This window comes from Corynebacterium sp. HMSC062E11 (genome assembly GCF_001811845.1).
In the GTDB taxonomy this organism is placed as follows: domain Bacteria; phylum Actinomycetota; class Actinomycetes; order Mycobacteriales; family Mycobacteriaceae; genus Corynebacterium; species Corynebacterium hesseae.
In genome coordinates this window covers 1-21,601 of sequence record NZ_KV806835.1, presented here as the reverse complement: position 1 = coordinate 21,601, position 21,601 = coordinate 1, and the positions used below count along the sequence as shown (strand labels likewise).

Sequence of the window (21,601 nt, the reverse complement as noted above, 5' to 3'; positions counted from 1 at the left end):
GTCAAACCGCCCTTAGATGATGCTTGAGAAGAGTAAAATAGGGTGTATGCAGGAGAAACGACAACGACTTATCGTTCCTGATTTAGCGCGCGGCACGGCGCTTTTGGGGATCGCCATGGCGAACGCCGTGCAGAGTTGGGTAGTCAATGATTGGTCGATAGGTCCCAGCTCCGCCCTGGGCGGTGTGCGCCCCGATAACACCTTAGACACCGTGGCCGCGGTGTTCACCGGCATGTTTGTACGTGTGCGAGGCCTGCCGATGTTCTGCATGCTGTTGGGCTTCGGCATTGGTCTCATTGCTGCTAGTTTGCAGCGTAAGGGCTACACCATTAAAGAATCGCGGCGCGTACTCATCCGCCGCTACGGGCTGCTTGCAGTTTTTGGTCTGGCGCATGGCTTCGCGCTTTTCGACGGTGACATCATGCTGGTCTATGGCCTCATGGGCATCGCCTTGGCTTGGTGCTTTACGCTTTCGACGCGCACGCTGCGGCGCATTGCCTACTGGTTCTTTGGCGGCTATGCGGTTTTCGCCGGTTCGGGCGCGGTGGGAGCCTATTTTGGCTACTTCAATCCTCTGCCCAACTCGCGTCCGATGACCGGTGAACTTGTCACATTCGGTGACTATTTCGCCCGCAACCTGCGCGGTGAGGTTGCTGCTCTGGGGCAGATCCCCATCACATTTGTGGGGCTGGTAGGCGTTTTACTCATCGGATATATCTGGGCGCGGGAGGGCGTGCTTGCAAACGTTTCTGCGCACCGCCGAACCTTGGTCACCTGGGTTGTTATTGCAGGTATGGTCATTGTCTTTGTTGGTCTTCCGTGGGGGCTTGCGGCCGCTGGCGTTGTGTCAACCGAATTGGAACCGGTGTTCTTGATGCTGAACCAAGCTTTTGGCTTTCTTACGGGTCCTGGCATTCTGGCGGTTTTGGCACTGCTCACGGAGAAACTCAACAATCGCGTTCCTGGGTGGGCCTTTGCTTTCGTGGCATTGGGCAAGCGCTCTATGTCGGGCTACATTGCGCAATCGGTTTTGTTTATTGTTCTTGTCACCCCAGCCGGCTTCGGACTAGGCGCGGATGCTTCGGTGAGCGGCAAGCTTGGAATCGGTCTGCTGGTCTTTGTCCTTACGCTGCTGCTCGCTGCTCTGCTTGAGGGTTGGGGCAAACCTGGCCCGTTCGAGTGGGCGCATCGCCGGCTGGCGTACGGCCCAACGTGTCGTATTGAGTCTAAGTCGGCTCTCGGGTCGGCCTGATGTTGGTTTAAACGGCTGATTCCTCGCGCAGAAGCCAGCCGCAGAGCTCCTTCTGCGCGCGGTCTACGCCACCGGGGTAGCTTTCCTCTAGCTCGAGTTTTACGTTATCAAAGATACGTTCCGAGATGAGTTCCGCGCGCTCTCTACTCAGCTGCCCGCGCAGCTCATCGAGCGGCACCTTAAGCTCCGTGTACGGACTCGGGCGGAAGTACCATGACCGCATGTCTTCCGAATAAACGACAATAATCGTCTTCGTCATGTGCGATTCCAATACAACATTGCCAAACACGAGTGATGTTAGCTTCGTGGATTCCATAGCTGCGAGTGTAGACCGTTTTGGATCCTTAACAAGGTTAAGCGTTCTAGCCTGCCGAGACGGGCTGGATTGAGAGGTAGTTCACGTCGCCCGCGCAGCCTTCGAGGCCGGGAACTCGGATGAAGGCGCTGGCGGTCTCGCCGGGTGGGTAGACGCGCAAGCCGTCGGCTGCTTGGGGCTGGCAGGAAGCGGGATCGAGGACGCCGACGTTGGTCATCTTGAGGCTCGCTGAAGCGGTGTGTCCTGGCTCTAGCGTGACGGGTGCCGTTTCTTGGCCGGTTTCGCGCTCGGCGGCGGCGCCAAGTTGGGTGCCGTCGTCATTGGTGACGGCCGAAACGCCAGGGAAGCCGTTCAACGTACAGGGCTCGGAGGAGGCGTTGGTAAAAGTGATGTCGGCTAAGCGTGAGCCCGCGGCACCCTGCTCGTTAGATAGTCCGATGTCGAGTTGTTCCGTGGAGCATGTGCCATCGGTCGCGGCCTGGGCGGTAGTGCCTGTATCTGGCTGTGCTTGCCCGGGGTCTGTTGGATCTGCGTCGGGGGTCTGCTGGTCCGCGGGAACTAGACCTGCAGTCTCCGTGCCGGCGGGTTGGGTGGTGGTAGGAGGGGTGGCGTCAAGCGTGGCATCAGTGTTTTCATCGGTGGCGCAGCCGGTGAGCGCTAGAGCGAGGGATGCGGCGAGAACGGGGAGTAGTCGCTGTGTAGTCATGGTGCGGAGTCTAGGCGTTGAGCTCTTAGAGTTTTTGCAAAGCGGGGAATACGCGCTCCTTGAGCAAAGGGGCGATGTCGACATCCGGGGCAGCGGGATCGACCCACGCTAGCTCCGCAATCTCCTTGTCTGGATGCGCGACGGAGATTTCTTCCTCGTAGACATAGACGTGTGCGTGGATGTTGTGTGGGGCGCTGTTAGCCGCCGGTGAGATATACGTGGCCAGGCGGCGAAGCTTCGATATGTCGACCACGGCGCGCACGGCCTCGTGGGCGATGAGCTGGGCGGCCTTGGCGGGGTTAATCGTGTCATCGATGGAGCCGAAAGGCAGGACGAATTCTGGGGTAGAGGTGGCGCGGAGGACGAGAATGCGACCGTGATTATCGCGCAGGATAACGGCGACGATTTCAGTAATGTCTGCGGGAGATGAGGGCGAAGCGGAAGTCTCAGACATGCTTCCATAGTAGGTCTGCGCGGGGTGCGGAGAGCGGAGAAGAAAGAGAGGGGGCACCCGAAAACTGTCAGTAATGTAACGGGTTGGACACAGTCACACACGTTAGAAAACGGCCGTCCAAGGCACGTGCCATCATAGGGGAAGTCTTATAGACCATTACGAGAAGAAGTGAAAGAGGAATTGCTCAATATGCGAAAAATCCCGCACCTTAAGAAAGTCCTCGTGGGCTCGGCTTTCGCAGGTGCGTTCTTCCTGGGTAACCCAGCGGCGGGTGCCCAGGAACTCCCCACAATCCCGGAGATTGATTCGGCAGGTTTTGTTGATCAGGTACGCGAGGATCTGCAGTCCGTGGGCATTGAGACCATGCCCGTGGACAAGGAGCTGACAGACTCCGTCGATTCAACAGTCAACGGCGCCGTCGCAGCGGCGTCGAAGGATGCGTCCCAGGCGGTTGCTGGGGCCGCGAATTCCCCTGCGGCGCAGCGCCTTGCGGGGCAAGCGAACCTGGATACCCAGTTATCGGTTCCGGCAGCACCACAGGACTACGCTGGTGCCGACGCCAAAACGGGTGAACCGCTGACGAATCCTGCCCCCATCGGATTGCTGGAGGAGGCCACACAGCCGGAATTCGTGCCACAGGGCACTGATCCGAACTATGCGTGGAAGAATGACCTGTTTTCCAAGATCGCTGCCGGTAAACCGCAGGCGGACTATGTCCTGCACCGAGTGCCTGGTTCCTACTATGACGCTCCTCAGATTCCGGAGGAATCTAATGTAGCGATGACCGAAGGCAAGTCCCTGTATGGCCCGGGTACCCCGCTCTACATTCATGAGGACACCATGTGCACGCTGACGGCAGCCGGCACCGATGCGGAAGGCCGCAAGGTCGGTATTACCGCTGGTCACTGCGGAAATGTCGGCGATCCGGTCTCTTCGGCAGACTCCTGGCAGGTTGGCCCGACCGGCACCGTGGTGTCCAAGAATGAGCAGCTGGATTATTCGCTCATTGAGTTTGGCTCCAAGGCCGAGGTGTCCCGTAGCTACAACGGCGTGACCGCTAATGGGGTTGGTGGCACCACCCAGCCGGGCGATATCACCTGCAAGAACGGCGTGGCCACCGGCCGTACCTGTGGCATGACCTTCCAGCACACCGAGCGCGTCACCGTCAACCAGGTGTGCGCCATGGTTGGAGACTCCGGCGCTCCGGTCTTCCGCAACGGCCGCATCGTCGGCTCGGTATCCCGCGGCCTGATCCCGGGGCTGCTGTCGTGCCACACCCCGTGGCAGGGCGCGCTGCACAACCCCACGGTTGTGTCTAACACCGATGCCATCATCGCGGATCTGAACCGCCGCGAGGGCGTAGGCTCCGGTTTCGCGCTTCCGGAGAACTAACCTCCGCCGCGAAACCGGTCACGGAGCCGCGGGCGCGTGGCCGGGAGAGTACGTTTCTAACAAATAGTGCCCCAGATCTTTAAAGATCTGGGGCACTATTTGATCGAATCGTCGTCGGGGCGCGACGCTGGGGAATGACGCTGGCGTGCGGCGCCGCGCTGCGGTGCCGCAGGGGAGTTAGGAGAGGGCGGAGAGGGCGACGTCATGAAGCTTGCCGTTGGAGGCAAGCGCTGAGCCGCCGTGGGGGCCGTCCTCGCCGCGAACGTTGGTGAAGCGGCCACCGGCCTCGGTGACGAGGAGCGCCGGAGCGGCCAAGTCCCACAAGGAGACCTCGGGTTCGGCGGCGATGTCGACGGCACCCTCGGCCACGAGGCAGTAATTCCAGAAGTCGCCGTAGCCGCGCAGACGCCATACCTTGTCCGTCAAGGACACGAAAGCATCGCGGCTTGAGCCCCAACCGGACAAGGAACTCATAGCAAGGGAGGCATCCGCCAAGTCGGAGACCTCGGAGACGCGAAGGCGCTTGGGCTCCCCGCCGAAGACACGGTAGGCGCCGCCCCCCTTGGCCGCATACCAGCGGCGGCGCAGGGCCGGGGCAGAAATGACGGAAACCACCGGCTCGCCGTCCTCCAGTAGTGAGATCAGCGTGGCCCAGACGGGGACGCCGCGCACGAAATTCTTCGTGCCATCGATGGGATCGATAACCCACTGGCGGCCCTCGAAGCAGGCCTCGCCGCCGAATTCTTCGCCCAGAACTTCATCGCGCGGGCGTGAGCGTTTCAGCGCCTCGCGGATGGCCTTTTCGCAGGCCAGGTCGGCGTCGCATACCGGAGTCATGTCCGGCTTCTCCTTGACTGACAGGTCTGCTGCCTCAAAGCGGTGCATCGTGATGGCATCCGCATGCCCGGCCATCTCCAAGGCCAAGCCGAGGTCTTCTTTGTACTTACCCACGGAGCCATTCCTCCATCTGATCAACTACCTGTTTATTGCCCGCGATACACCATTCCACACCGCCGGCTTCAACCTTGCGCGCCGCGCCGCCTGCCGCGAGCACCAGCGCTTGGCCCGGATACCAATCCCAATCCTTCACGGAATGCTGCATCCATGCTCCCCACGTGCCATCCGCCACGCAGGAGAGGTCCACGGACCCTGCGCCTAGCATGCGCACGGTGGCAAAGTGCGGGGCCACCTTCTCCCAAGCGGAGGCGATGGCGGGATCCGTGATGGAGGTGGGGTGCAGGTACGTCGACAAGCACAGCTTGTCGGCGGGGGCGTCGGTGAGCTTGGTGACGTCCTTGCCATCCAGGCTGGTGGGGAAGTCACGGCCACCAAACCACGTGTAGCCCATGGCGGGGCGGTGGACGGCGCCGAGGATGACTCCTTCAGCGTCGACAAGCGCGAGCGCAGAGCACCAGTAATCGGCGCCCGAGGCGAAGTTGTAGGTGCCATCGACGGGATCGATGACCCAGGTCCGGCCGGAGGCCGAGTCGCGGTTGGCGCCCTCCTCGCCCACGATGCCGTCCTCGCCGCGCAGGGCTTCGAGCACGCCGGCGACGAAACGCTCGGCGGCGAAGTCCGCGTCGGTGACGACATCGGAGACGGAGGTCTTTTGCTCTACGTCGACACCCTGCTCGCGCAGGCGCCAGGCCAGGCGGCCTGCGTTATAGACAAGGGCCTGTGCTAGGTGGGCATCGGTATCGTCCGCGTGGGCGACGATGAAGGTTTTGATGATGGCATCGATCATCTCGGTGAGGCTTGGCTGGTCACTCATGCCGCCTATTGTCGCGCTAAACGCGGCCGATGGCTAATCAGGGAGAAAGAATAAGTAAAGTAGGGGGCTATGCGTCCGGAACAAACAGCTCGTCTTGAGGAACTCAGCGCCACTTTGACCTCCATTGAAAAGGTGATGGACCCGGAGGCGGTGTCCGAGCGTGTGCGCGAACTCGAGGCTCAGGCGGGGGATCCGTCGCTGTGGGACGACCCAGACCATGCGCAGAAGGTGACCTCGGAGCTCTCGGCGCAGCAGGCAAAACTGCGCAAGCTGAATTCCCTGCGGGGGCGGATCGAGGACCTTCCGGTCATGTCCGAACTAGCGGAGGAGGAGGGCGATGAGGCCTCCAAGGAACTCGTGGACACAGAACTGAAAGAGCTTGGCGCGGCCATCGAGGCGCTCGAGGTAACCACGATGCTCTCCGGAGAGTATGACGAGCGCGAGGCCGTCATCAACATCCGCTCCGGCGCGGGTGGCGTGGATGCGGCGGACTGGGCGGAGATGCTCATGCGCATGTACACGCGCTGGGCGGAAAAGCACGGACATAAGGTCGATGTCTATGACATTTCCTATGCCGAAGAGGCCGGCATCAAGTCCGCCACCTTCGTGGTGCACGGCGAATACATGTATGGCCAGCTTTCCGTGGAGCAGGGTGCGCACCGCCTCGTGCGCATCTCGCCTTTTGATAACCAAGGCCGCCGCCAGACCTCCTTCGCGGAGGTGGAGGTGCTGCCGGTGGTGGAGCAGACTGACTCCATCGAGGTTCCGGATTCGGAGGTGCGCGTGGATGTCTACCGCTCTTCGGGTCCTGGTGGTCAGTCCGTGAATACGACGGACTCGGCGGTGCGCCTGACACACATCCCGACGGGAATCGTGGTGACCTGTCAGAATGAGAAGTCCCAGATCCAGAACAAGGCCTCTGCCATGCGCGTGCTGCAGGCGAAGCTGTTGGAGCGCAAGCGTCAGGAGGAGCGCGCGGAGCTTGATGCGCTGGGCGCCGGTGGCAATGCATCCTGGGGCAACCAGATGCGCTCTTATGTGCTGCATCCGTACCAGATGGTCAAGGATCTGCGGACGAATTACGAGGTAGGGGATCCCTCCAAGGTCTTGGACGGAGATATCGATGGCTTCCTGGAATCCGGAATCCGGTGGCGCATGGCGCAGCAGGAGGCCTAGGCCCGAGTGGCAAATGTTGCTAATGTGGCTTAAGTGATCACTTTCGAGAATGTGTCCAAGGTCTATCCGACCTCCACTAGGCCCGCGCTGGACAACGTGTCCTTTGAGATTGAGGACGGCGAATTCGTCTTCCTCATCGGCCCGTCCGGCTCCGGCAAGTCGACCTTCCTACAGCTCATGGTGCGCGAAACCAATGTGAGCTCGGGAGACATCTACTTCGGGGACTTCCACGTCAACACGTTGAAAGGCCGCGAGGTCAATAGCCTGCGCCAATCCATCGGCTACGTCTTCCAGGATTTCCGGCTCCTGCCTAAGCTCAACGTCTACGACAACGTCGCCTTTGCCCTCGAGGTCATCGGCAAACGCAAGGCGCGGATTGCCAAGCAAGTGCCCGAGGTCCTCGACATGGTCGGCCTAGGCGCCAAGCAGCACCGCATGCCGCACGAGCTTTCCGGTGGCGAGCAGCAGCGCGTAGCGATTGCGAGGGCCTTTGTCAACCGCCCCAAGCTGCTGCTTGCCGACGAACCCACGGGCAACCTCGATCCCTCCACTGCCGCGGAGATCATGGCCTTGCTCACCAAGATCAATCGCCACGGAACCACCGTGGTGATGTCGACGCACAACGCGCGCGCGGTCAACGAGGCCCGCCAGCGCGTCATCGAGCTGCACAACGGCACGCTCGTGCGTGACGAGAAGAACGCAATGTACGGGGAGGCGGTCTAGGTGAATCTAGGCTTTGTTTTCAGGGAAGCCTTTAAGGGGCTCGGGCGCAACATCACCATGACTATCGCCATGGTGATTACCACCGCCATTTCGGTGGCGTTGGTGGTGGCCGGCGTCTTGGTCACCCAGATGACCAATGACACCAAGGACATCTACCTCGAGCGTGTCGAGGTCATGGTCCAGCTCAATGAGGAGATTTCAGCCAACGATCCGGAGTGCAAGGATGCCGCATGTGCCGGGCTGAAGAAGAAACTGGAAGCGGATGAGGACATTGAGTCCGTGAGCTACCGCAACCGCGAGGATTCCTATCAGCGCTTCGTGGAGCTGTTCAAGGACACCGAGCCGGTCATGGTTGAGGAAACCTCCCCGGATGCGCTGCCGGCTGCCTTCCACGTGCGGTTGAAGGACCCGACGGATACCGCGCCTATCGACGCCATCGCTTCCGACCCCGCTGTCAGCGACATCGTCGACCAGCAGGAGGAGGTTCGCAGCGCCGCTGGCAACTTGGACGCCATCCGGAATGCCACCTTCATCCTTGCCGCGGTCATGGCGCTTGCAGCCATCATGCTGATTGCGAACATGGTGCAGATCGCCGCCTACCAGCGCCAGCGGGAGACCGCGATTATGCGTATCGTCGGTGCCTCGCGGTGGGTTACTCACGCGCCCTTCATCATGGAAGCAGTCCTCGGTGCTGTCGGCGGCGTTGTCCTCGCCGGTATTGGCGTCATCCTGGGCAAGAACACCGTGCTCGATCCCGCCCTCAACGACCTGTACCACAACCAGCTTCTAGCCCCGGTGACCTCTGGGGACGTCTGGACGGCGCTGCCCATCGTCGGGCTTGTGGCAATTGTGTGTGCTGCGCTGACCGCACAGGTAACGATGCGCGCCTACGTGCGGACCTAGAGCTGCAGGGACGATGTGGATTTTGCCTGGCAGTAGCGTAATATAGTCCGAACTATGGCGAAGAAGGCAAAGAAGAAAAAGGCGGCCGTCGACAATAACTCGACCCTGGCCACCAACCGACGTGCCCGCCACGACTACACCATCCTCGACACCCTGGAATGCGGCATGGTGCTCGTGGGCACCGAAATCAAATCGATGCGCGAAGGCAAGATTTCCCTGGCGGATGCCTTCGCCACTATTGACGACGGCGAAGTCTACATCCGCAATCTCCACATCCCGGAGTACTCCCAGGGAACGTGGACGAATCACTCGCCCAAGCGCACGCGTAAGCTTCTCTTGCACCGCAGGGAGATAGACAAACTCATGGGGCAGGTGCGCGACGGCAACAAGACCCTGATCCCGCTCAAGGTCTACCTGAAGGACGGACGCGCCAAGTGTGAACTCGGCCTGGCCAAGGGTAAACAGGACTATGACAAGCGTGAAGCAATTAAGCGCCGTGACCAGGACCGCGACATTACCCGCGAGCTGGGTCGCCGCGTCAAGGGGATCAACGCCTAACCTGGGAGCCATGATTTATACGGCCAAGGTTCATGACGTTATTCGGGGCGAGGAGCAACCGCGTGGGGTAGCGGTGCTCGTCGATAAGCTCTGGCCCCGTGGCGTGGCCAAGGATCGCCTCCCTTATGAGCACTGGTTCAAGGATGTCGCGCCCAGTCCGGAGTTGCGTAAGTGGTGGGGCCACGACGCCGATGCCTTCGAAGAGTTTGCGCGGCGCTACCGCGCGGAGCTCGACGCGAATGACAGCGAGGAACTGGAGCAACTGCGCCACCTTGCAGAGCTTGGCGACGTCACCCTCCTCTTCGCCGCCAAGGATCGCGAGGTTAACCACGCCACTGTGCTGAAGGCGTGGTTGGAGGAACGCTAGCCGATGAGGCTCCACACAGTCGCGCCCACGGCAATGAGGCCCGTGACGACGACGAACACGTTGCTGGGGCGGCCGCGGAATTGCTTGAGAGCATCGATGCGGTGGATGGCATACATCGGCAGCAGGTAGAGGATCGAGGCGATGAAGGGGCCACCGATGGCTTCGATAAGCCCCAGGATCGATGGATCGATGATCGCGACAACCCACGCGGCCACGAAGATGATGCCGTGCATGATGGAATTGAGCTGCTTTTCCGAGAGCTTCGCCGTAGCGTGCGGTGCGGCGCTGCGTAGCAGGAAGTTGCCGCCCTCGGTGGCCCCCAACACGTGGCCGAAGTAGGAGGAGATGATGGCGATCATCGCGATGATGGGGGAAAGGAAGGCCAAGACCGGAACGCCGGTGACGTTGGCCAAGTAGGACAAGACCGGCAGGTTCTGCTCGCGGGCCTCCGCGAGCCCGTCTGCACCGAGCGTGAGGGTGCATGACCACACGAAGAACATGGTGAACACGGTGAGCAGAATCGCTGTCAGCGCCAGCGCGCGCGACGCATTCTCGGAGCTCTTCTCGCGGCCGTGTGCAGCGACCATAGCCAAGGAAAACTGGGAGATGGCGGGGGAGTGGTTAAAGGAGAAAACCAACACGGGGATGATGAGGGCGACAGCACCGACGACGCGCCAATCATTGTTGCCAACTTCCATGAAGGAGGCGATATCCCAGCGCGGGATGAGATAAATGGACAGCGCGCCGAGACAGAAGATCAGCGGATACACCAGGAACTGCGTGACGGCGAGCACCATGCGTTGGCCAAAGGTGAAGACGATGGTCATGATGCCCACGAGGAGGAACGACAATAGAGGACGCGGAACCGAGGGCCCGTGTAGCTGGTTGACGATGAAACTATCAACCGTATTGGTGATCGAAACGCCATAAATGAGGACGATGGGAAAGATGGCGCAGAAATAAACCACCGAAATGATAAATCCAGCGCTTTTACCGAAATAGTCCGTGACCACTGCGGTGATGTCCTCGCCCTGGCGCGGTGACGCACAAATCATGCGGGCGAGACCGCGGTGGGAGAAGTAGGTCATCGGGCCAATCAGAATCGTGGCCACGAGGAGGGGCCAGAAGCCGAAACTGCCCGCGTTGATAGGGAGGAAAAGAATTCCAGCGCCTACGGCGGTGCCGAAGAGCGAGATGGCCCATTCGGTGTTGCTTGCTGGGCGTTTAGCGTCTTCCGGGGAGCTGGTGGTTTCGGTATGTGTGCTCACTTTGCAGCCTTTAACAAAGTAGGAGGATAGGACTCACACACCTTAACAGCGTTTAGGTTGATGTTAATCACAAGGGGGTGCTTATGAAAGCTATGCCTCATGTGGCCTGGGGCGAAGCTTGCGGGAATAGGGGCAGGTGCAGTAGCGTTGAACGAACCGTAGGGCGCATGAAGATGCGTTCTGCGCAGCTTTCACAGCAATGTGCAATCGAGGGGTCGACTTGGTTTCGACTTCGTACATTGAGCCAGGGGAAGCGTGCCGGTGCAGGCTAGAGACCACCGTTAAGCGTCGTAGCAACCAATAAACGCAGAGAAGAACTCTCAGCGTGACTACGCCCTCGCTGCCTAATTTCAGCGACGCGTGTCTGTCAGCCTAGGTTTGGTTCCTGACCTAGATCCTGGCATCGACTAGGGAACTTGCCTGACCGGTTTGTTGTTCGGCCGGTTGGGGACTTCTAGAGCAACTGGGCCCATCATCCGGAGCGAGTTTGCCCGAGCCGGAGGGCCGAGTAGAGATCCTGTGCAGACTGCGCACGGAGAAGCCCTGGCGAGGTGACGAAGGACCCGGGTTCAATTCCCGGCGGCTCCACTGAATGGCAAGAAACCCGCTGGTCATAAAGGCCAGCGGGTTTCTTGTGTGAAGGGGGCGGATTAGTCAATCGGGTAGCCGGTGACCGGGCCCTCGGTGTTCGGCTGCCAGCCCAGCGCAGGGGCGACATGGGTGGCGAAGTTTTCCAGAATCTTCACGTTGACGTCCACCCCCATGCCGGTCGGGATGGTGATGAGCAGGGTGTCGGCGGACATCACGGCCGGGTCGGCCTTGAGCTGTTCGATCAGCTTGTCAGGCTCCGCGGCATAGGTGCGGCCGAAGGTGGAAGCACCGGCGTCGGGCAGCACACCCACTTGGTCGGAGCCTGAGGCCTGCATACCGAACCGCTGCATATCGGCGCCGTCCACGATGGGAAAGATGGAGCGGGAGACGGACACGCGCGGGGTCCAGTCGTGGCCTGCTTCCTTCCACGCGGCGCGGTAGCGGTTGATTTGGTCCGCCTGGATCTCACCCAAGGTCGCGGCGGTGGTCTCGGAAACCAAGGTGGAAGACATCAGGTTCAGCCCGTCCTTGGAAGTCTGCTCCGCCGACGCGTGGGTGCCGGAGCCATAGAAGATGTGCTTGCGCAGCTCCGGTGCCATGGGGAAGACGGGGAGGGCGGAGCCGGGCTGGAACATATTAGGGTACTGGCGGTCTAGGGGTGCGGCGGTGGCAAAACCGTTGCCGTCTACCGCGGCCATGAACGCCTCGAGGTGGGCGCGCGCCACGTCCGCGCCGTTGGGGGCCTCTCCCTTGTAGCCGAAAGCCTCCCAACCGCGCTCGGCAACTTCCGGGGCACCGCGCGAGACGCCCAAGGCCACGCGGCCGCCGGAGAGCTGGTAGAGGGATGCGGCCTCTTCGGCGAGGTAGAGCGGGTTTTCGTAGCGCATGTCGATCACGCCGGTGCCCACCTCGATGTTCTTGGTGGTGGCGGCGACAGCGCCGAGCAGCGGCATCGGGGCTGAGGCTTGTGGTACGAAGTGGTGGACGCGGAAAGACGCGTTGTTCACACCGATCTCATCTGCAGCCTGGGCGATTTCCAGGTGAATCTTCGCGACTTTTTCCGCGGACGGGCCGCGCTGGTGTCCGAATGTGTAGTGGCCAAAGCTTAAGAATCCGAATGCTTTCATTGGTCAAACACTCCTATTGGTGATGCATCAACAACTAGGGTAGCGTGCCATCCGCAGATTGTCACGGCCTAAGGTTGGTCCACCAAAACCCAGTTAGAAAGCGTTCTATCTGGGGCCTCTTCGTGTGCGAAGCCGCCGGGAATTGAACCTGGGTCCCAGATGCTCGTCGGTATCCATGCGGCCTGCTTTAGGATGGTCGCATGAATAACGAGCTTCTCCGCATCACAGTCGTCTTGTTTGAGGGCTTTGAGCTTCTCGACGTCTTCGGGCCCGTCCAACTGCTTCAGGCCGTCCCCGAGGTCACGGTTGCCTTTGCGGGGCCGGATGGTGAGCCAGTTGCTAGCTCACAGGGCGTGGAAGTGGTGCCGACGATTTCTTATGGGCAGATTGAGCCGGCCGACGCCCTCCTCGTTCCTGGCGGCAAAGGAACCCGGCGGCTCGTGGAAGACGTTTCTTTTCTGGCGTGGCTTCGTGAGGTGGGTGCACAAGCACCGTGGGTTGCCTCCGTGTGCACGGGTTCTGCGGTCTTGGCGGCAGCGGGGCTTTTGGAGGGTTACGCCGCGACGAGCAACAAGCGTGCGTTTGCGTGGGCGAGCTCCTTCGGGGAGTCCGTGACTTGGAAGCCCAAGGCGCGGTGGGTGCAGGACCGTAATCGGTGGACTTCCTCAGGCGTGGCGGCGGGGATGGATATGACGGTCGCGCTCATTGCGGAGCTCATTTCGGAGGCGGCTGCCGTCGATGCCGCCAGCTTTGCGGAATATGAGCCACACCGCGACAGCGGGTGGGATCCTTTCGCGCGGATAAACGGGCTGGTGCCCTCGATCGGCGGCGAAGCCGAGCGGAGGCTGTGACGTTCGGGCAATCTGACGACGCTCACGGTAGATAAGGTGCTAAAAACGGTCGATTTTGGGGCACTATTTGCAGTGAGTGTAGCGATGGATGAAAAGCACTCTTGATGAGAAGGCGGTCGGAACTTCGTCGTCAGCAGAAACGTTCATGTTCTAGTGACTGATCGAATCTTGCGTGGTGAACTATGGCGATGAATTTGCCTATCGACCTTAGGCCGCTTCGTGTAGAGGATGCAACCGAGATGGCTACCGTGCTTTCTGGCCGTGCCCTATACACGTTTACAGGTGGTGAGCCGCCTTCTTCTGATGAGCTTGCGCGACGGTACGCGGTCCAAACCCGAGGCGGCTCGAGCGACGGTACCGAAGAATGGATCAATCTCATCGTCACCCTCGGTTCGAGTAAGCAGCCGATAGGCTACGTCCAAGCGACTGTGCCCCGCAGCGGTGATGCGACGGAGATCGCATGGGTGATTGGGAAACAGTGGCAAGGGCACGGATACGCCAAGGAAGCTGTGAAACTGCTTAGCGCTTATCTTGCGGAGCGAGGCATTACGCATCTCATCGCTCATATCCATCCCGAGCACCTAGCCTCACAGCATGTCGCTGCCTATGCAGGGATGAGCCCCACGGCACAGGTCGTTGACGGCGAAGTCCGTTGGGAGCGCAGATAGTCTCCAACAAAATCGTGAAAAGCGAGCATCATTGCCAAGTCAGGGCTAATGGACACCTCTCAGTGTCGTTCACGGTAGATAAGGGGCTAAAAACGGTCGATTTTGGGGCGCTATTTGCAGTGAGCGTAATCGGAATCCCGTGAGGGGTGTAGGGGTGCGGGACGAAAGCGAGGTAGGGCTGTCCGAACAAAATGTGACCCAGGACAAAAGAATTTGTTACCCAAGTTACAGTCACGTGGTAGCCTTTCCCCAACAGTGTGACGTGGAGCACTGGGACTGACCCCTACGACAGGAGTACCCATGAACAGCCCATCCAATGCAGCGCCACAAGGCGGCGCTGGCACCGCGGAAAAGCCGAAGTCGCATCCCGCAAAGGCTGAGCAAAAGCAGAGCCAACAATCCAGTGGGGGAATGCTGGATAAGTTCCTCAATGGTGTCGAATACATCGGCAACAAGCTGCCGGAGCCCTTCACCATCTTCCTGATCCTCTTCCTGATCACAGGTGTGCTTTCCACCATCATGGCGAAGATGGGCGTGGAAATTAAGATTCCCGGTAGCGATGAGATTCAGCCAGTTAAAGGCCTGTTCACCGGTGAAGGGTTGACCTGGTTCACCACGACAATGGGGGAGAACTATATCAACTTCCCGCCGCTGGTGACGGTATTGCCCATCATGCTGGCGGTGGGTGTCGCGGAGCGCTCCGGAATGCTCTCGGCGCTCATCCGTAAGCTCTTCGGTTCTGCGAAGCCGCGGCTGCTGCCCTATGCAGTCGGCGTCATCGGCGTGACCGCTTCGGTCATGGCGGATGCCGCCTTCGTCATCGTCCCGCCGCTGGCGGCGATGGTCTTCAAAGCCGCGGGCCGCCACCCAGTGGCTGGCCTGATTGGTGGCTTCGCCGCCGTGGGCGCTGGCTATTCCACATCCTTGGTGCCGACTTCCTTGGATGCGCTCTTTGCCGGTATTACGACCGCGGTCATGGAGACGCTGCCGAATACCGACTTCGCGCCGGTTAACGCCATGTCGAATTACTACTTCAACGTGGCCTCCTCCATCGTGCTGGGTGTGCTGGCTGGTTTCATCATCGACAAGGTCATCGAGCCGCGCATGTGGCAGCAGGAAGTTCCCACCGAGGAAGATATCGACCCTGAGGATGCCGCTGAGCGTGGTGACCGCGATGAAAACGGCGAGGAGCTCACCGCTGAACTGCGTCCGGCCGAATCCAAGGGCCTCATCTGGTCCGGTGTGGCCACGGTCATCCTCACCGCCATCATCCTCTTCGCGGTCCTTCTGCCAGAATCGCCGTGGCGCAATGAGGAGGGCAGCTTCTTGCCCAAGTCCCCGCTGCTGAATTCCATCGTCTTCATCGTTTTCGCCTACTTCTTGGTGCTCGGCGTTGTCTACGGCAAGGTTGTCGGCACGGTCAAGGGGATCACCGACGTCGTGAACATGATGATCGGTGCTCTCAAAGACATGATGAGCTTCCTTATTCTGGCCTTCATCCTGGGTCAGTTCGTGGCGCTCTTTGCGTGGACCGGTATCGGTACCTTCACTGCTGTGAAGGGTGCGGCCTTCCTCGAATCCATCGGGCTTACCGGCTTCCCAGCCATTTTCGCCTTCATTGCGCTCGCGTCCTGCCTGAACCTGCTGATCATTTCCGGTTCTTCCATGTGGACGCTCATGGCAGCGGTCTTCGTTCCGATGTTTGCCCTGCTGGGTTATGAACCGGCCTTCATTCAGGGTGCGTTCCGCGTTGGTGATTCCGCGACCCAGATCATCACCCCGCTGAACCCGTACATGATCGTCATGCTTGGCTTCCTCCAGCGCTATGAGCGCGGGGCGGGCCTGGGAACACTGATGTCGCGCCTCGTGCCCTTCGTTATCCCGTTCTTTACCGCTTGGGCAATTCTGCTGGCCATCTGGTTCTATGTGGATCTTCCGCTGGGACCGGGCAACAACGTCATGATTGGTTAATCGAATGGACGAACGCAACAATCCGTCGACAGCGTATTTGGAGGCGATGGAGGAGGGCGTCGCCAAGCGCGTGGCTTCCGCCGCCCCACCGGAAAAGCACGGAGAGGACTACCCGGGCCAATCGCGGCTCTGGGACGCTGCTGCCGCACAGGCAGATGTCCTGCGGGAGCAGGCAGCGCACATCGTTGCGGATCTGCACGCCCACCCCGAAACCGCTTTTGAGGAGCATCGCTCCATGTCGGTACTCGCGGACCTCGTGGAGGAGCATGGTTTTTCCACGCGCCGCGGGGTCTATGGTGTGGAGACCGCGTTCGAAGCCTCGTGGCGGAGCCCGGATTTCAATCCCGAGCAGCATCCCACCGTGGCCATCCTTGCGGAGTATGATGCCCTGCCGCATATTGGGCACGCGTGTGGGCACAATGTCATCGCCGCGGCGGGTGTTACTGGATTCTTGGCGGCTACTGCCGTGCTGGACGACGCCACCCCTTCCTTATCCGGCCGCATACTTCTCCAGGGAACCCCTGCGGAGGAAGGTCATTCCGGCAAGGAATACATGATTCGCGGAGGCAGCCTCGACGGCGTGGATGCCGCAGTGATGATCCATGGCTTTGGTTATGACATCGGCGCGCACGCCTGGGTAGGCCGCCGCATCTTGCGTGTGACATTTCGTGGTGTGGCTGCACATGCGAGCTCCCAGCCCTTCATGGGGCGCAACGCCCTCGACGCCGCGAGCTTGGCCTACCAGGGCATTGGTCTGATGCGGCAGCAGATGCCGCCTTCGGATCGCGTGCACGCCATCATGAGCGGTGGCGATCGCCCTTCCATTATTCCGAGCGAGGCGGAGATGACTATTTACGTGCGCTCGTTGGGAACGCGCACGCTCATGGATCTGTCCGCCAGGGTGGAAGACATCGTCCAGGGTGCAGCGCTCATGGCCGGCGTTGAGGTGGATGTGGATTGGGACGAGCATCCGATGACGCTGCCCGTGCGCAACAATGCGGCGCTGGTGGACCGCTGGACGGCGACGCAAGCGCGCCGGGGGCGCACTGCGCTGCCGGCGGGGACGGTTCCGGATACGGTGGCTGCCTCGACGGACTTCGGCAACGTCTCCCACCTCGTTCCGGGTTTGCACCCGATGGTGCAGGTTTCGCCTACCGACGTGGCCTTGCATACCGAGGACTTCGCCCGCTGGGCGGCCACGCCGCAGGCGGTGGATGCGGCTGTCGATTCGGCTGCCGGGTTGGCGCAAGTAGCGCTAGATTTCTTGGCGGACTCGGACTTTCGCCGCGCGGCGCAGGAAGACTTTGATAGGGAAGGGCCCGTATCGGTGACCGATCTCATCGCGGAGAAGGGGTAGCGGGCCACGTCCTTGTAATGGCACGTCACGGGGCGTCGCCCAGCGTATGCGTACCCCCGTGATGAATTAAGAAACAATTGTGTGCTTGAAAGGTAAGCCTTACATAGGTTAGGTTATGCGCTGACATTATTTGCCAGCTGTGGTTAGCCACACCTAATATGCAAGGAAACTATGTTTACTCTTTCTCGCCGTGCCGCAGGCGCGACCGTCACCAAAGTTGCCGCCACCCTCTCCGTGGCTGCGCTCGCTCTAACGGGTTGCTCCGCAAACCAATCCCAGGATTCTGCTGAGCCGACCAACTCCGCAGCCGCGGACTCCTCCACGATTACGCTGGAGGATAACTTTGGTTCGAAGGAGGTCGCGCTGCCGGTAGAGAACCCCGCGGTGACGGATAACCGCGCTTTCTCCGTTCTGGCTCAGTGGGATATCGACCTTGCCGCCGCGCCGCTTCCGCTGGTGCCGAAGTCCCTGCGTGATACCTACAACAAGGACACCGTCGAGGTTGATCTGGGCTCCCATAAGGAACCGGATCTGGAAAGCCTCGTCGCAGCGGAGCCGGACGTGGTGTGGAACGGCCAGCGTTTCGAGCAGCACCAGGAGGACATCGAGAAGCTGCTCGAAGATGTTCCAGTTGTTGACTTCGAGCCGCGCGATGACAAGGACTTCTTCGAAGAGCTCAAGCGCCACACCGAGGCGCTGGGCCAGGTCTTTGGCCACGAGGAAGACGCCGAAAAGCTCATCGCGGACTTCGACGCTGCCGCCGAGCGTGCCAAGAAGGCCTATGACCCTGAGCAGAAGGTGATGGCCGTGAATACCTCCGGTGGTGAAATCGGCTACATCGCTCCTGGCATCGGGCGCGTGTATGGGCCGGTCTTCGACTTGCTCGGCCTGACCCCGGCCCTAGAGGTCGACAATGCTTCTGACGACCACGAGGGCGATGATATTTCCGTCGAGGCGATTGCTCAGTCCAACCCGGATTGGATCCTCGTTATGGACCGCGACGCTGCCATTTCCAAGGAAGGCGAGCAGGTCACCCCGGGTGAGAAGCTGGTCAAGGACAATGCGGCGCTGAAGAGCGTGAGCGCGGTAAAGGACGGCAACGTTTACGTGGCGCCGAATGACACCTACATTGATGAGTCCATCATTACCTACACCGAGATCTTGAACGCGCTTGCCGACGCCTTCGAGAAGGCCCAAGCCTAAACAGTTCTGCGTTAGCGAAGGAGAAGATTCACAACGTGACGGTGAAGAGTAGCGCTGCGTCCCAGCGGCCAGCCGCGAACAAGCGCAGTTCGCGCGGTTCTGTGCTGACCTGGAAGCTGGGCCTTGGCGTACTTGGCGTCGTCGCGCTACTCCTCCTTTCCCTCATGGTGGGCGAGTACAGCATCCTCGATAACGAGGATGGCTGGGACATGTTCTTCACCACTCGCGTGCCGCGCACCGTAGCGCTCGTCTTGGCGGGCGCTGCGATGGCAATGAGCGGTTTGGTTATGCAGCTGCTGACTCAAAACCGCTTCGTGGAACCCACGACGACGGGTACCACCGAGTGGGCCGGGTTAGGTCTACTCTTTTCCCTTATCCTCTTCCCGCACGCATCGGTGTTGGCGAAGATGATCATTTCGGTGCTCTTCGCATTTGTGGGCACCATGGTGTTCTTCGCGTTCTTGCGCCGCGTGGCGTTGCGCTCTTCACTCATCGTGCCGATCATCGGCATCATGCTGGGCGCGGTCGTCAGTGCGGTGTCTTCCTACGTGGCGCTAGCGACGGATACCTTGCAGCAGCTCGGCATCTGGTTCATGGGATCCTTTACCTCTGTCTATGAGGGGCAATACGAAGTCCTGTGGATCGTGCTGCTGGTTTTGCTGGCGGTGTATTTCTACGCGGATAAACTCACCGTCGCCGGGCTAGGGGAGGACATCGCTACCAATATCGGCCTGAATTACCAGCGGATGATCCTGCTGGGAACCGGCCTCATCGCGGTGGCGACGGGCGTGGTCACCGTCGTCGTTGGCGCCCTGCCTTTCTTGGGCCTCATCGTGCCCAATGTGGTGAGCATGGTGCGCGGCGATGATCTGCGCTCTAATCTTCCATGGGTCTGCCTGCTCGGCATCGCCACGGTGACCTTGTGCGACCTGATTGGCCGCATCATCATTGCCCCGTTTGAGATGCCCGTATCGGTCATCCTGGGCGTTGTGGGTGCTATCGTTTTCGTCGTCTTGATCGTGAGGTCGACCAAGTGAGTGTGAGTATCTCTATCCCTGCGACGAAGGAAGCTGTGCAAGTTTCACGAGCCCGGCGAAACGTGGGTAGCTTCCAGTCTGCGGCTGCGGCGCGAAAGTACTGGATCATCCTCGGCGCTTTGATCTTCGCCGGGCTGCTCTTCGCCTTCGGCCTCTTGGCCTATGACAACCCCATGGACTTTGGGACCCGAAAGTGGTGGCTCATTGCGCGTCGCCGCGCTGATGCGGTGACCGCCATGGCGGTTGTCGCCGTGTGCCAAGCAGTCGCCACGGTCGCTTTCCACACGGTGACAAACAACCGAATCCTCACGCCCTCCATCATGGGCTTTGAATCCTTGTACGTGGCCATCAATACGGCTACGGTTTTCTTCCTCGGTGCTGCCGGCCTGACCCAGGCGCGGACCATGGGAACCTTTCTCATGCAGCTCGCGCTCATGGTGGCGCTGTCTGTGGTGCTGTATTCGTGGCTGCTGACCAGCCGCCGCAACAACATGCACGCGATGTTGCTCGTGGGCATCATTATCGGCGGCGGCCTCGGCTCGTTGGCAACGTTTATGCAGCGCATGCTCACCCCCAGCGAGTTTGACGTGCTCACCGCGCGGCTTTTCGGTTCCGTTAACAACGCGGAAAGTGAGTACTATCCCATTGCTATCCCGCTGATCATCGCGGTGACACTGTTGATGTTCCTCAACTCCCGTCAGCTCAACGTGCTGGCATTGGGAAGAGATGCCGCCACAAACCTGGGCGTTAACCACAAGGTCAACGCCATCTACACGCTGATTTTAGTCTCTATCCTCATGGCCACGAGCACCGCGCTCGTTGGGCCCATGACCTTCCTCGGATTCCTCGTAGCAACGTTGGCCTACCAGGCGGCGGAGACCTATGACCACCGTTTCCTCTTCCCGATGGCTATTGCCACCGCCTTCGCTGTACTCACCGGCGCCTACTTCCTGATGGAGCACGTCTTTTATGCACAGGGCGTGGTCTCCATCATCATTGAGTTGGTGGGCGGTAGCGTCTTCCTCCTGGTCATTCTGCGAAAGGGCAAGATGTGATCAAGCTTTCCAATGTCTCGAAGTCCTACTCCGGCGAGACCAACATCGGTCCTATCGATCTGGAAATCCCCTCCGGTGGCATCACGGCCCTCATCGGCCCGAATGGCGCGGGCAAGTCCACGATGCTGACGATGATTGGCAGGCTTCTCGACGTCGACGAGGGCACCATCGAGGTCGCCGGATATGACGTCGCTTCCACGAAGTCGCAGGATCTGGCAAAGATCCTCTCCATCCTGCGCCAAGAAAACCACTTCATTACCAAGCTGACCGTGCGCCAGCTGGTGAGCTTCGGCCGGTTCCCTTACTCAAAGGGGCGACTGACTGCAGAAGACGAAGAGGTAGTCTCGCGCTACATTGACTTCTTCCGCCTTGGCGAATTGGAGAACCGCTACCTCGATGAACTCTCCGGCGGCCAGCGACAGCGCGCCTACGTGGCGATGGTGCTGTGCCAGGAGACGGACTATGTGCTTCTCGACGAGCCCCTCAATAACCTCGACATTTCCCATTCGGTCGAGATGATGAAGCACCTGCGAAAGGCCGCCAAGGAATTCGGCCGCACGATCATTATCGTGTTGCACGACATCAACTTCGCTGCCCGCTACGCCGACTATATCTGTGCGGCCAAGGACGGTAGCATCGTTGCCTTCGGTGGGCCGGAGGACATCATGCGCGATGACATCCTGACTCCAATCTTTGAAACTCCCATCACGGTCATCGACGGACCGGATGGGCTCTTGGCCTGTTACCACTAGCTATTAACATTCAGGTGGACTGCCCGACAGTCAGAAAACCGCCCCAGGAAGAGCGTAAAAATGTGCATCTTCCTGGGGATTTGTTGTTTGTTGGGGGTGTGCG

Annotated in this window: 22 protein-coding genes and 1 other RNA gene; 16 read left to right on the top strand and 7 right to left on the bottom strand. The window is 60.2% G+C overall.

All coding sequences use genetic code 11. From position 1 onward, the window contains the following. The first annotated feature begins 46 nt into the window (after nucleotides 1-46). Complete coding sequence (locus tag HMPREF2822_RS11300) at nucleotides 47-1,252, top strand: DUF418 domain-containing protein (RefSeq protein WP_070524693.1); 1,206 nt, start codon at nucleotides 47-49, stop codon at nucleotides 1,250-1,252. 7 nt (nucleotides 1,253-1,259) lie between these two features. Here HMPREF2822_RS11300 and HMPREF2822_RS11295 read toward each other — a convergent pair whose 3' ends face one another. The 3 genes from HMPREF2822_RS11295 to HMPREF2822_RS11285 are packed head-to-tail and all read right to left on the bottom strand — an operon-like array spanning nucleotide 1,260 to nucleotide 2,728. Beyond that, a complete protein-coding gene (locus HMPREF2822_RS11295) occupies nucleotides 1,260-1,568 on the bottom strand; it encodes a hypothetical protein (RefSeq protein WP_070524691.1) in 309 nt (102 codons plus the stop codon). A gap of 46 nt (nucleotides 1,569-1,614) precedes the next feature. After that, nucleotides 1,615-2,274 (bottom strand): DUF4232 domain-containing protein, encoded by a 660-nt coding sequence (locus HMPREF2822_RS11290; RefSeq protein WP_070524689.1) that lies wholly within the window; start codon nucleotides 2,272-2,274, stop codon nucleotides 1,615-1,617. A 25-nt stretch (nucleotides 2,275-2,299) separates the two neighbouring features. Further along, a complete protein-coding gene (locus tag HMPREF2822_RS11285; RefSeq protein WP_070524687.1) occupies nucleotides 2,300-2,728 on the bottom strand; it encodes an NUDIX domain-containing protein in 429 nt (142 codons plus the stop codon). 189 nt (nucleotides 2,729-2,917) lie between these two features. On the opposite strand from HMPREF2822_RS11285, the gene HMPREF2822_RS11280 reads away from it, so the two are divergent. Beyond that, complete coding sequence (locus HMPREF2822_RS11280) at nucleotides 2,918-4,120, top strand: S1 family peptidase (RefSeq protein WP_070524685.1); 1,203 nt, start codon at nucleotides 2,918-2,920, stop codon at nucleotides 4,118-4,120. 177 nt (nucleotides 4,121-4,297) lie between these two features. Here the strand turns inward: HMPREF2822_RS11280 and hisN are convergent, their stop codons facing one another. Both hisN and HMPREF2822_RS11270 read right to left on the bottom strand, forming a co-directional pair. Next, entirely contained in the window at nucleotides 4,298-5,071 is a 774-nt protein-coding gene (gene hisN, locus HMPREF2822_RS11275) for a histidinol-phosphatase (RefSeq protein ID WP_070524683.1), read from the bottom strand. Beyond that, a complete protein-coding gene (locus tag HMPREF2822_RS11270) occupies nucleotides 5,064-5,891 on the bottom strand; it encodes an inositol monophosphatase family protein (RefSeq protein ID WP_070524681.1) in 828 nt (275 codons plus the stop codon). The genes hisN and HMPREF2822_RS11270 overlap by 8 nt, the downstream gene beginning before the upstream one ends. Nucleotides 5,892-5,960: 69 nt before the next feature. Between HMPREF2822_RS11270 and prfB the strand changes: the two genes are divergently transcribed. Genes prfB through HMPREF2822_RS11245 form a run of 5 tightly spaced genes read left to right on the top strand, consistent with a single transcriptional unit; the run spans nucleotide 5,961 to nucleotide 9,618 of the window. After that, the gene (gene prfB, locus HMPREF2822_RS11265; protein WP_070524678.1) at nucleotides 5,961-7,067 is read left to right on the top strand and encodes a peptide chain release factor 2; all 1,107 of its coding nucleotides are present in this window, start codon (nucleotides 5,961-5,963) and stop codon (nucleotides 7,065-7,067) included. 33 nt (nucleotides 7,068-7,100) lie between these two features. After that, complete coding sequence (gene ftsE / locus HMPREF2822_RS11260; RefSeq protein WP_070524676.1) at nucleotides 7,101-7,790, top strand: cell division ATP-binding protein FtsE; 690 nt, start codon at nucleotides 7,101-7,103, stop codon at nucleotides 7,788-7,790. Further along, nucleotides 7,791-8,693: a permease-like cell division protein FtsX gene (gene ftsX / locus HMPREF2822_RS11255; RefSeq protein ID WP_070524674.1), complete on the top strand. Its 903-nt coding sequence runs from the start codon at nucleotides 7,791-7,793 to the stop codon at nucleotides 8,691-8,693. A 54-nt stretch (nucleotides 8,694-8,747) separates the two neighbouring features. After that, nucleotides 8,748-9,251, top strand: coding sequence for an SsrA-binding protein SmpB (gene smpB, locus HMPREF2822_RS11250; protein ID WP_070524672.1), 504 nt, complete (start codon nucleotides 8,748-8,750; stop codon nucleotides 9,249-9,251). Between the two features lie 10 nt (nucleotides 9,252-9,261). Next, nucleotides 9,262-9,618, top strand: coding sequence for a DUF488 domain-containing protein (locus HMPREF2822_RS11245; protein ID WP_070524669.1), 357 nt, complete (start codon nucleotides 9,262-9,264; stop codon nucleotides 9,616-9,618). Here HMPREF2822_RS11245 and HMPREF2822_RS11240 read toward each other — a convergent pair. Then, nucleotides 9,615-10,886 carry an SLC5/6 family protein gene (locus HMPREF2822_RS11240; protein WP_070524667.1) on the bottom strand — a complete coding sequence of 424 codons (1,272 nt, stop codon included), beginning with the start codon at nucleotides 10,884-10,886 and terminating at the stop codon, nucleotides 9,615-9,617. The two genes, HMPREF2822_RS11245 and HMPREF2822_RS11240, sit on opposite strands and share 4 nt — an antisense overlap. 211 nt (nucleotides 10,887-11,097) lie before the next feature. Here HMPREF2822_RS11240 and ssrA point away from each other — a divergent pair. Further along, nucleotides 11,098-11,477, top strand: a transfer-messenger RNA (tmRNA) gene (gene ssrA, locus HMPREF2822_RS11235). A 59-nt stretch (nucleotides 11,478-11,536) separates the two neighbouring features. On the opposite strand, the gene HMPREF2822_RS11230 is transcribed toward ssrA, so the two are convergent. After that, nucleotides 11,537-12,604 carry an LLM class flavin-dependent oxidoreductase gene (locus HMPREF2822_RS11230; RefSeq protein ID WP_070524665.1) on the bottom strand — a complete coding sequence of 356 codons (1,068 nt, stop codon included), beginning with the start codon at nucleotides 12,602-12,604 and terminating at the stop codon, nucleotides 11,537-11,539. Between the two features lie 200 nt (nucleotides 12,605-12,804). Between HMPREF2822_RS11230 and HMPREF2822_RS11225 the strand changes: the two genes are divergently transcribed. From HMPREF2822_RS11225 to HMPREF2822_RS11190, 8 genes are all read left to right on the top strand, one after another. Then, nucleotides 12,805-13,455: a DJ-1/PfpI family protein gene (locus HMPREF2822_RS11225; RefSeq protein ID WP_070524662.1), complete on the top strand. Its 651-nt coding sequence runs from the start codon at nucleotides 12,805-12,807 to the stop codon at nucleotides 13,453-13,455. Nucleotides 13,456-13,637: 182 nt separating this feature from the next. Continuing rightward, nucleotides 13,638-14,123 (top strand): GNAT family N-acetyltransferase, encoded by a 486-nt coding sequence (locus tag HMPREF2822_RS11220; RefSeq protein WP_318278467.1) that lies wholly within the window; start codon nucleotides 13,638-13,640, stop codon nucleotides 14,121-14,123. Nucleotides 14,124-14,423: 300 nt separating this feature from the next. After that, entirely contained in the window at nucleotides 14,424-16,094 is a 1,671-nt protein-coding gene (locus HMPREF2822_RS11215; RefSeq protein ID WP_070524660.1) for an AbgT family transporter, read from the top strand. Nucleotides 16,095-16,098: 4 nt separating this feature from the next. After that, nucleotides 16,099-17,451: a M20 family metallopeptidase gene (locus HMPREF2822_RS11210; RefSeq protein ID WP_070524658.1), complete on the top strand. Its 1,353-nt coding sequence runs from the start codon at nucleotides 16,099-16,101 to the stop codon at nucleotides 17,449-17,451. Nucleotides 17,452-17,622: 171 nt separating this feature from the next. Next, nucleotides 17,623-18,654 carry a siderophore ABC transporter substrate-binding protein gene (locus HMPREF2822_RS11205; RefSeq protein ID WP_070524657.1) on the top strand — a complete coding sequence of 344 codons (1,032 nt, stop codon included), beginning with the start codon at nucleotides 17,623-17,625 and terminating at the stop codon, nucleotides 18,652-18,654. A 35-nt stretch (nucleotides 18,655-18,689) separates the two neighbouring features. Further along, nucleotides 18,690-19,691 (top strand): ABC transporter permease, encoded by a 1,002-nt coding sequence (locus tag HMPREF2822_RS11200; protein WP_070524655.1) that lies wholly within the window; start codon nucleotides 18,690-18,692, stop codon nucleotides 19,689-19,691. A gap of 35 nt (nucleotides 19,692-19,726) precedes the next feature. Beyond that, nucleotides 19,727-20,746, top strand: a complete 1,020-nt coding sequence (locus HMPREF2822_RS11195) for an iron chelate uptake ABC transporter family permease subunit (RefSeq protein WP_070524654.1) — start codon at nucleotides 19,727-19,729, stop codon at nucleotides 20,744-20,746. Beyond that, the gene (locus tag HMPREF2822_RS11190; protein ID WP_070524652.1) at nucleotides 20,743-21,498 is read left to right on the top strand and encodes an iron ABC transporter ATP-binding protein; all 756 of its coding nucleotides are present in this window, start codon (nucleotides 20,743-20,745) and stop codon (nucleotides 21,496-21,498) included. The genes HMPREF2822_RS11195 and HMPREF2822_RS11190 overlap by 4 nt, the downstream gene beginning before the upstream one ends. Nucleotides 21,499-21,601 lie beyond the last annotated feature (103 nt).

What these genes read in the sequence shown, in the direction of transcription:
- HMPREF2822_RS11210 (WP_070524658.1), top strand. Translation starts at nt 16,099, where the DNA reads ATGGACGAACGCAACAATCCGTCGACAGCGTATTTGGAGGCGATGGAG.
- HMPREF2822_RS11280 (WP_070524685.1), top strand. Translation starts at nt 2,918, where the DNA reads ATGCGAAAAATCCCGCACCTTAAGAAAGTCCTCGTGGGCTCGGCTTTC.
- HMPREF2822_RS11205 (WP_070524657.1), top strand. Translation starts at nt 17,623, where the DNA reads ATGTTTACTCTTTCTCGCCGTGCCGCAGGCGCGACCGTCACCAAAGTT.
- HMPREF2822_RS11220 (WP_318278467.1), top strand. Translation starts at nt 13,638, where the DNA reads ATGGCGATGAATTTGCCTATCGACCTTAGGCCGCTTCGTGTAGAGGAT.
- HMPREF2822_RS11270 (WP_070524681.1), bottom strand. Translation starts at nt 5,891, where the DNA reads ATGAGTGACCAGCCAAGCCTCACCGAGATGATCGATGCCATCATCAAA.
- HMPREF2822_RS11295 (WP_070524691.1), bottom strand. Translation starts at nt 1,568, where the DNA reads ATGGAATCCACGAAGCTAACATCACTCGTGTTTGGCAATGTTGTATTG.
- prfB (WP_070524678.1), top strand. Translation starts at nt 5,961, where the DNA reads ATGCGTCCGGAACAAACAGCTCGTCTTGAGGAACTCAGCGCCACTTTG.
- HMPREF2822_RS11285 (WP_070524687.1), bottom strand. Translation starts at nt 2,728, where the DNA reads ATGTCTGAGACTTCCGCTTCGCCCTCATCTCCCGCAGACATTACTGAA.
- HMPREF2822_RS11215 (WP_070524660.1), top strand. Translation starts at nt 14,424, where the DNA reads ATGAACAGCCCATCCAATGCAGCGCCACAAGGCGGCGCTGGCACCGCG.
- smpB (WP_070524672.1), top strand. Translation starts at nt 8,748, where the DNA reads ATGGCGAAGAAGGCAAAGAAGAAAAAGGCGGCCGTCGACAATAACTCG.
- HMPREF2822_RS11245 (WP_070524669.1), top strand. Translation starts at nt 9,262, where the DNA reads ATGATTTATACGGCCAAGGTTCATGACGTTATTCGGGGCGAGGAGCAA.
- HMPREF2822_RS11225 (WP_070524662.1), top strand. Translation starts at nt 12,805, where the DNA reads ATGAATAACGAGCTTCTCCGCATCACAGTCGTCTTGTTTGAGGGCTTT.
- HMPREF2822_RS11230 (WP_070524665.1), bottom strand. Translation starts at nt 12,604, where the DNA reads ATGAAAGCATTCGGATTCTTAAGCTTTGGCCACTACACATTCGGACAC.
- HMPREF2822_RS11300 (WP_070524693.1), top strand. Translation starts at nt 47, where the DNA reads ATGCAGGAGAAACGACAACGACTTATCGTTCCTGATTTAGCGCGCGGC.
- HMPREF2822_RS11290 (WP_070524689.1), bottom strand. Translation starts at nt 2,274, where the DNA reads ATGACTACACAGCGACTACTCCCCGTTCTCGCCGCATCCCTCGCTCTA.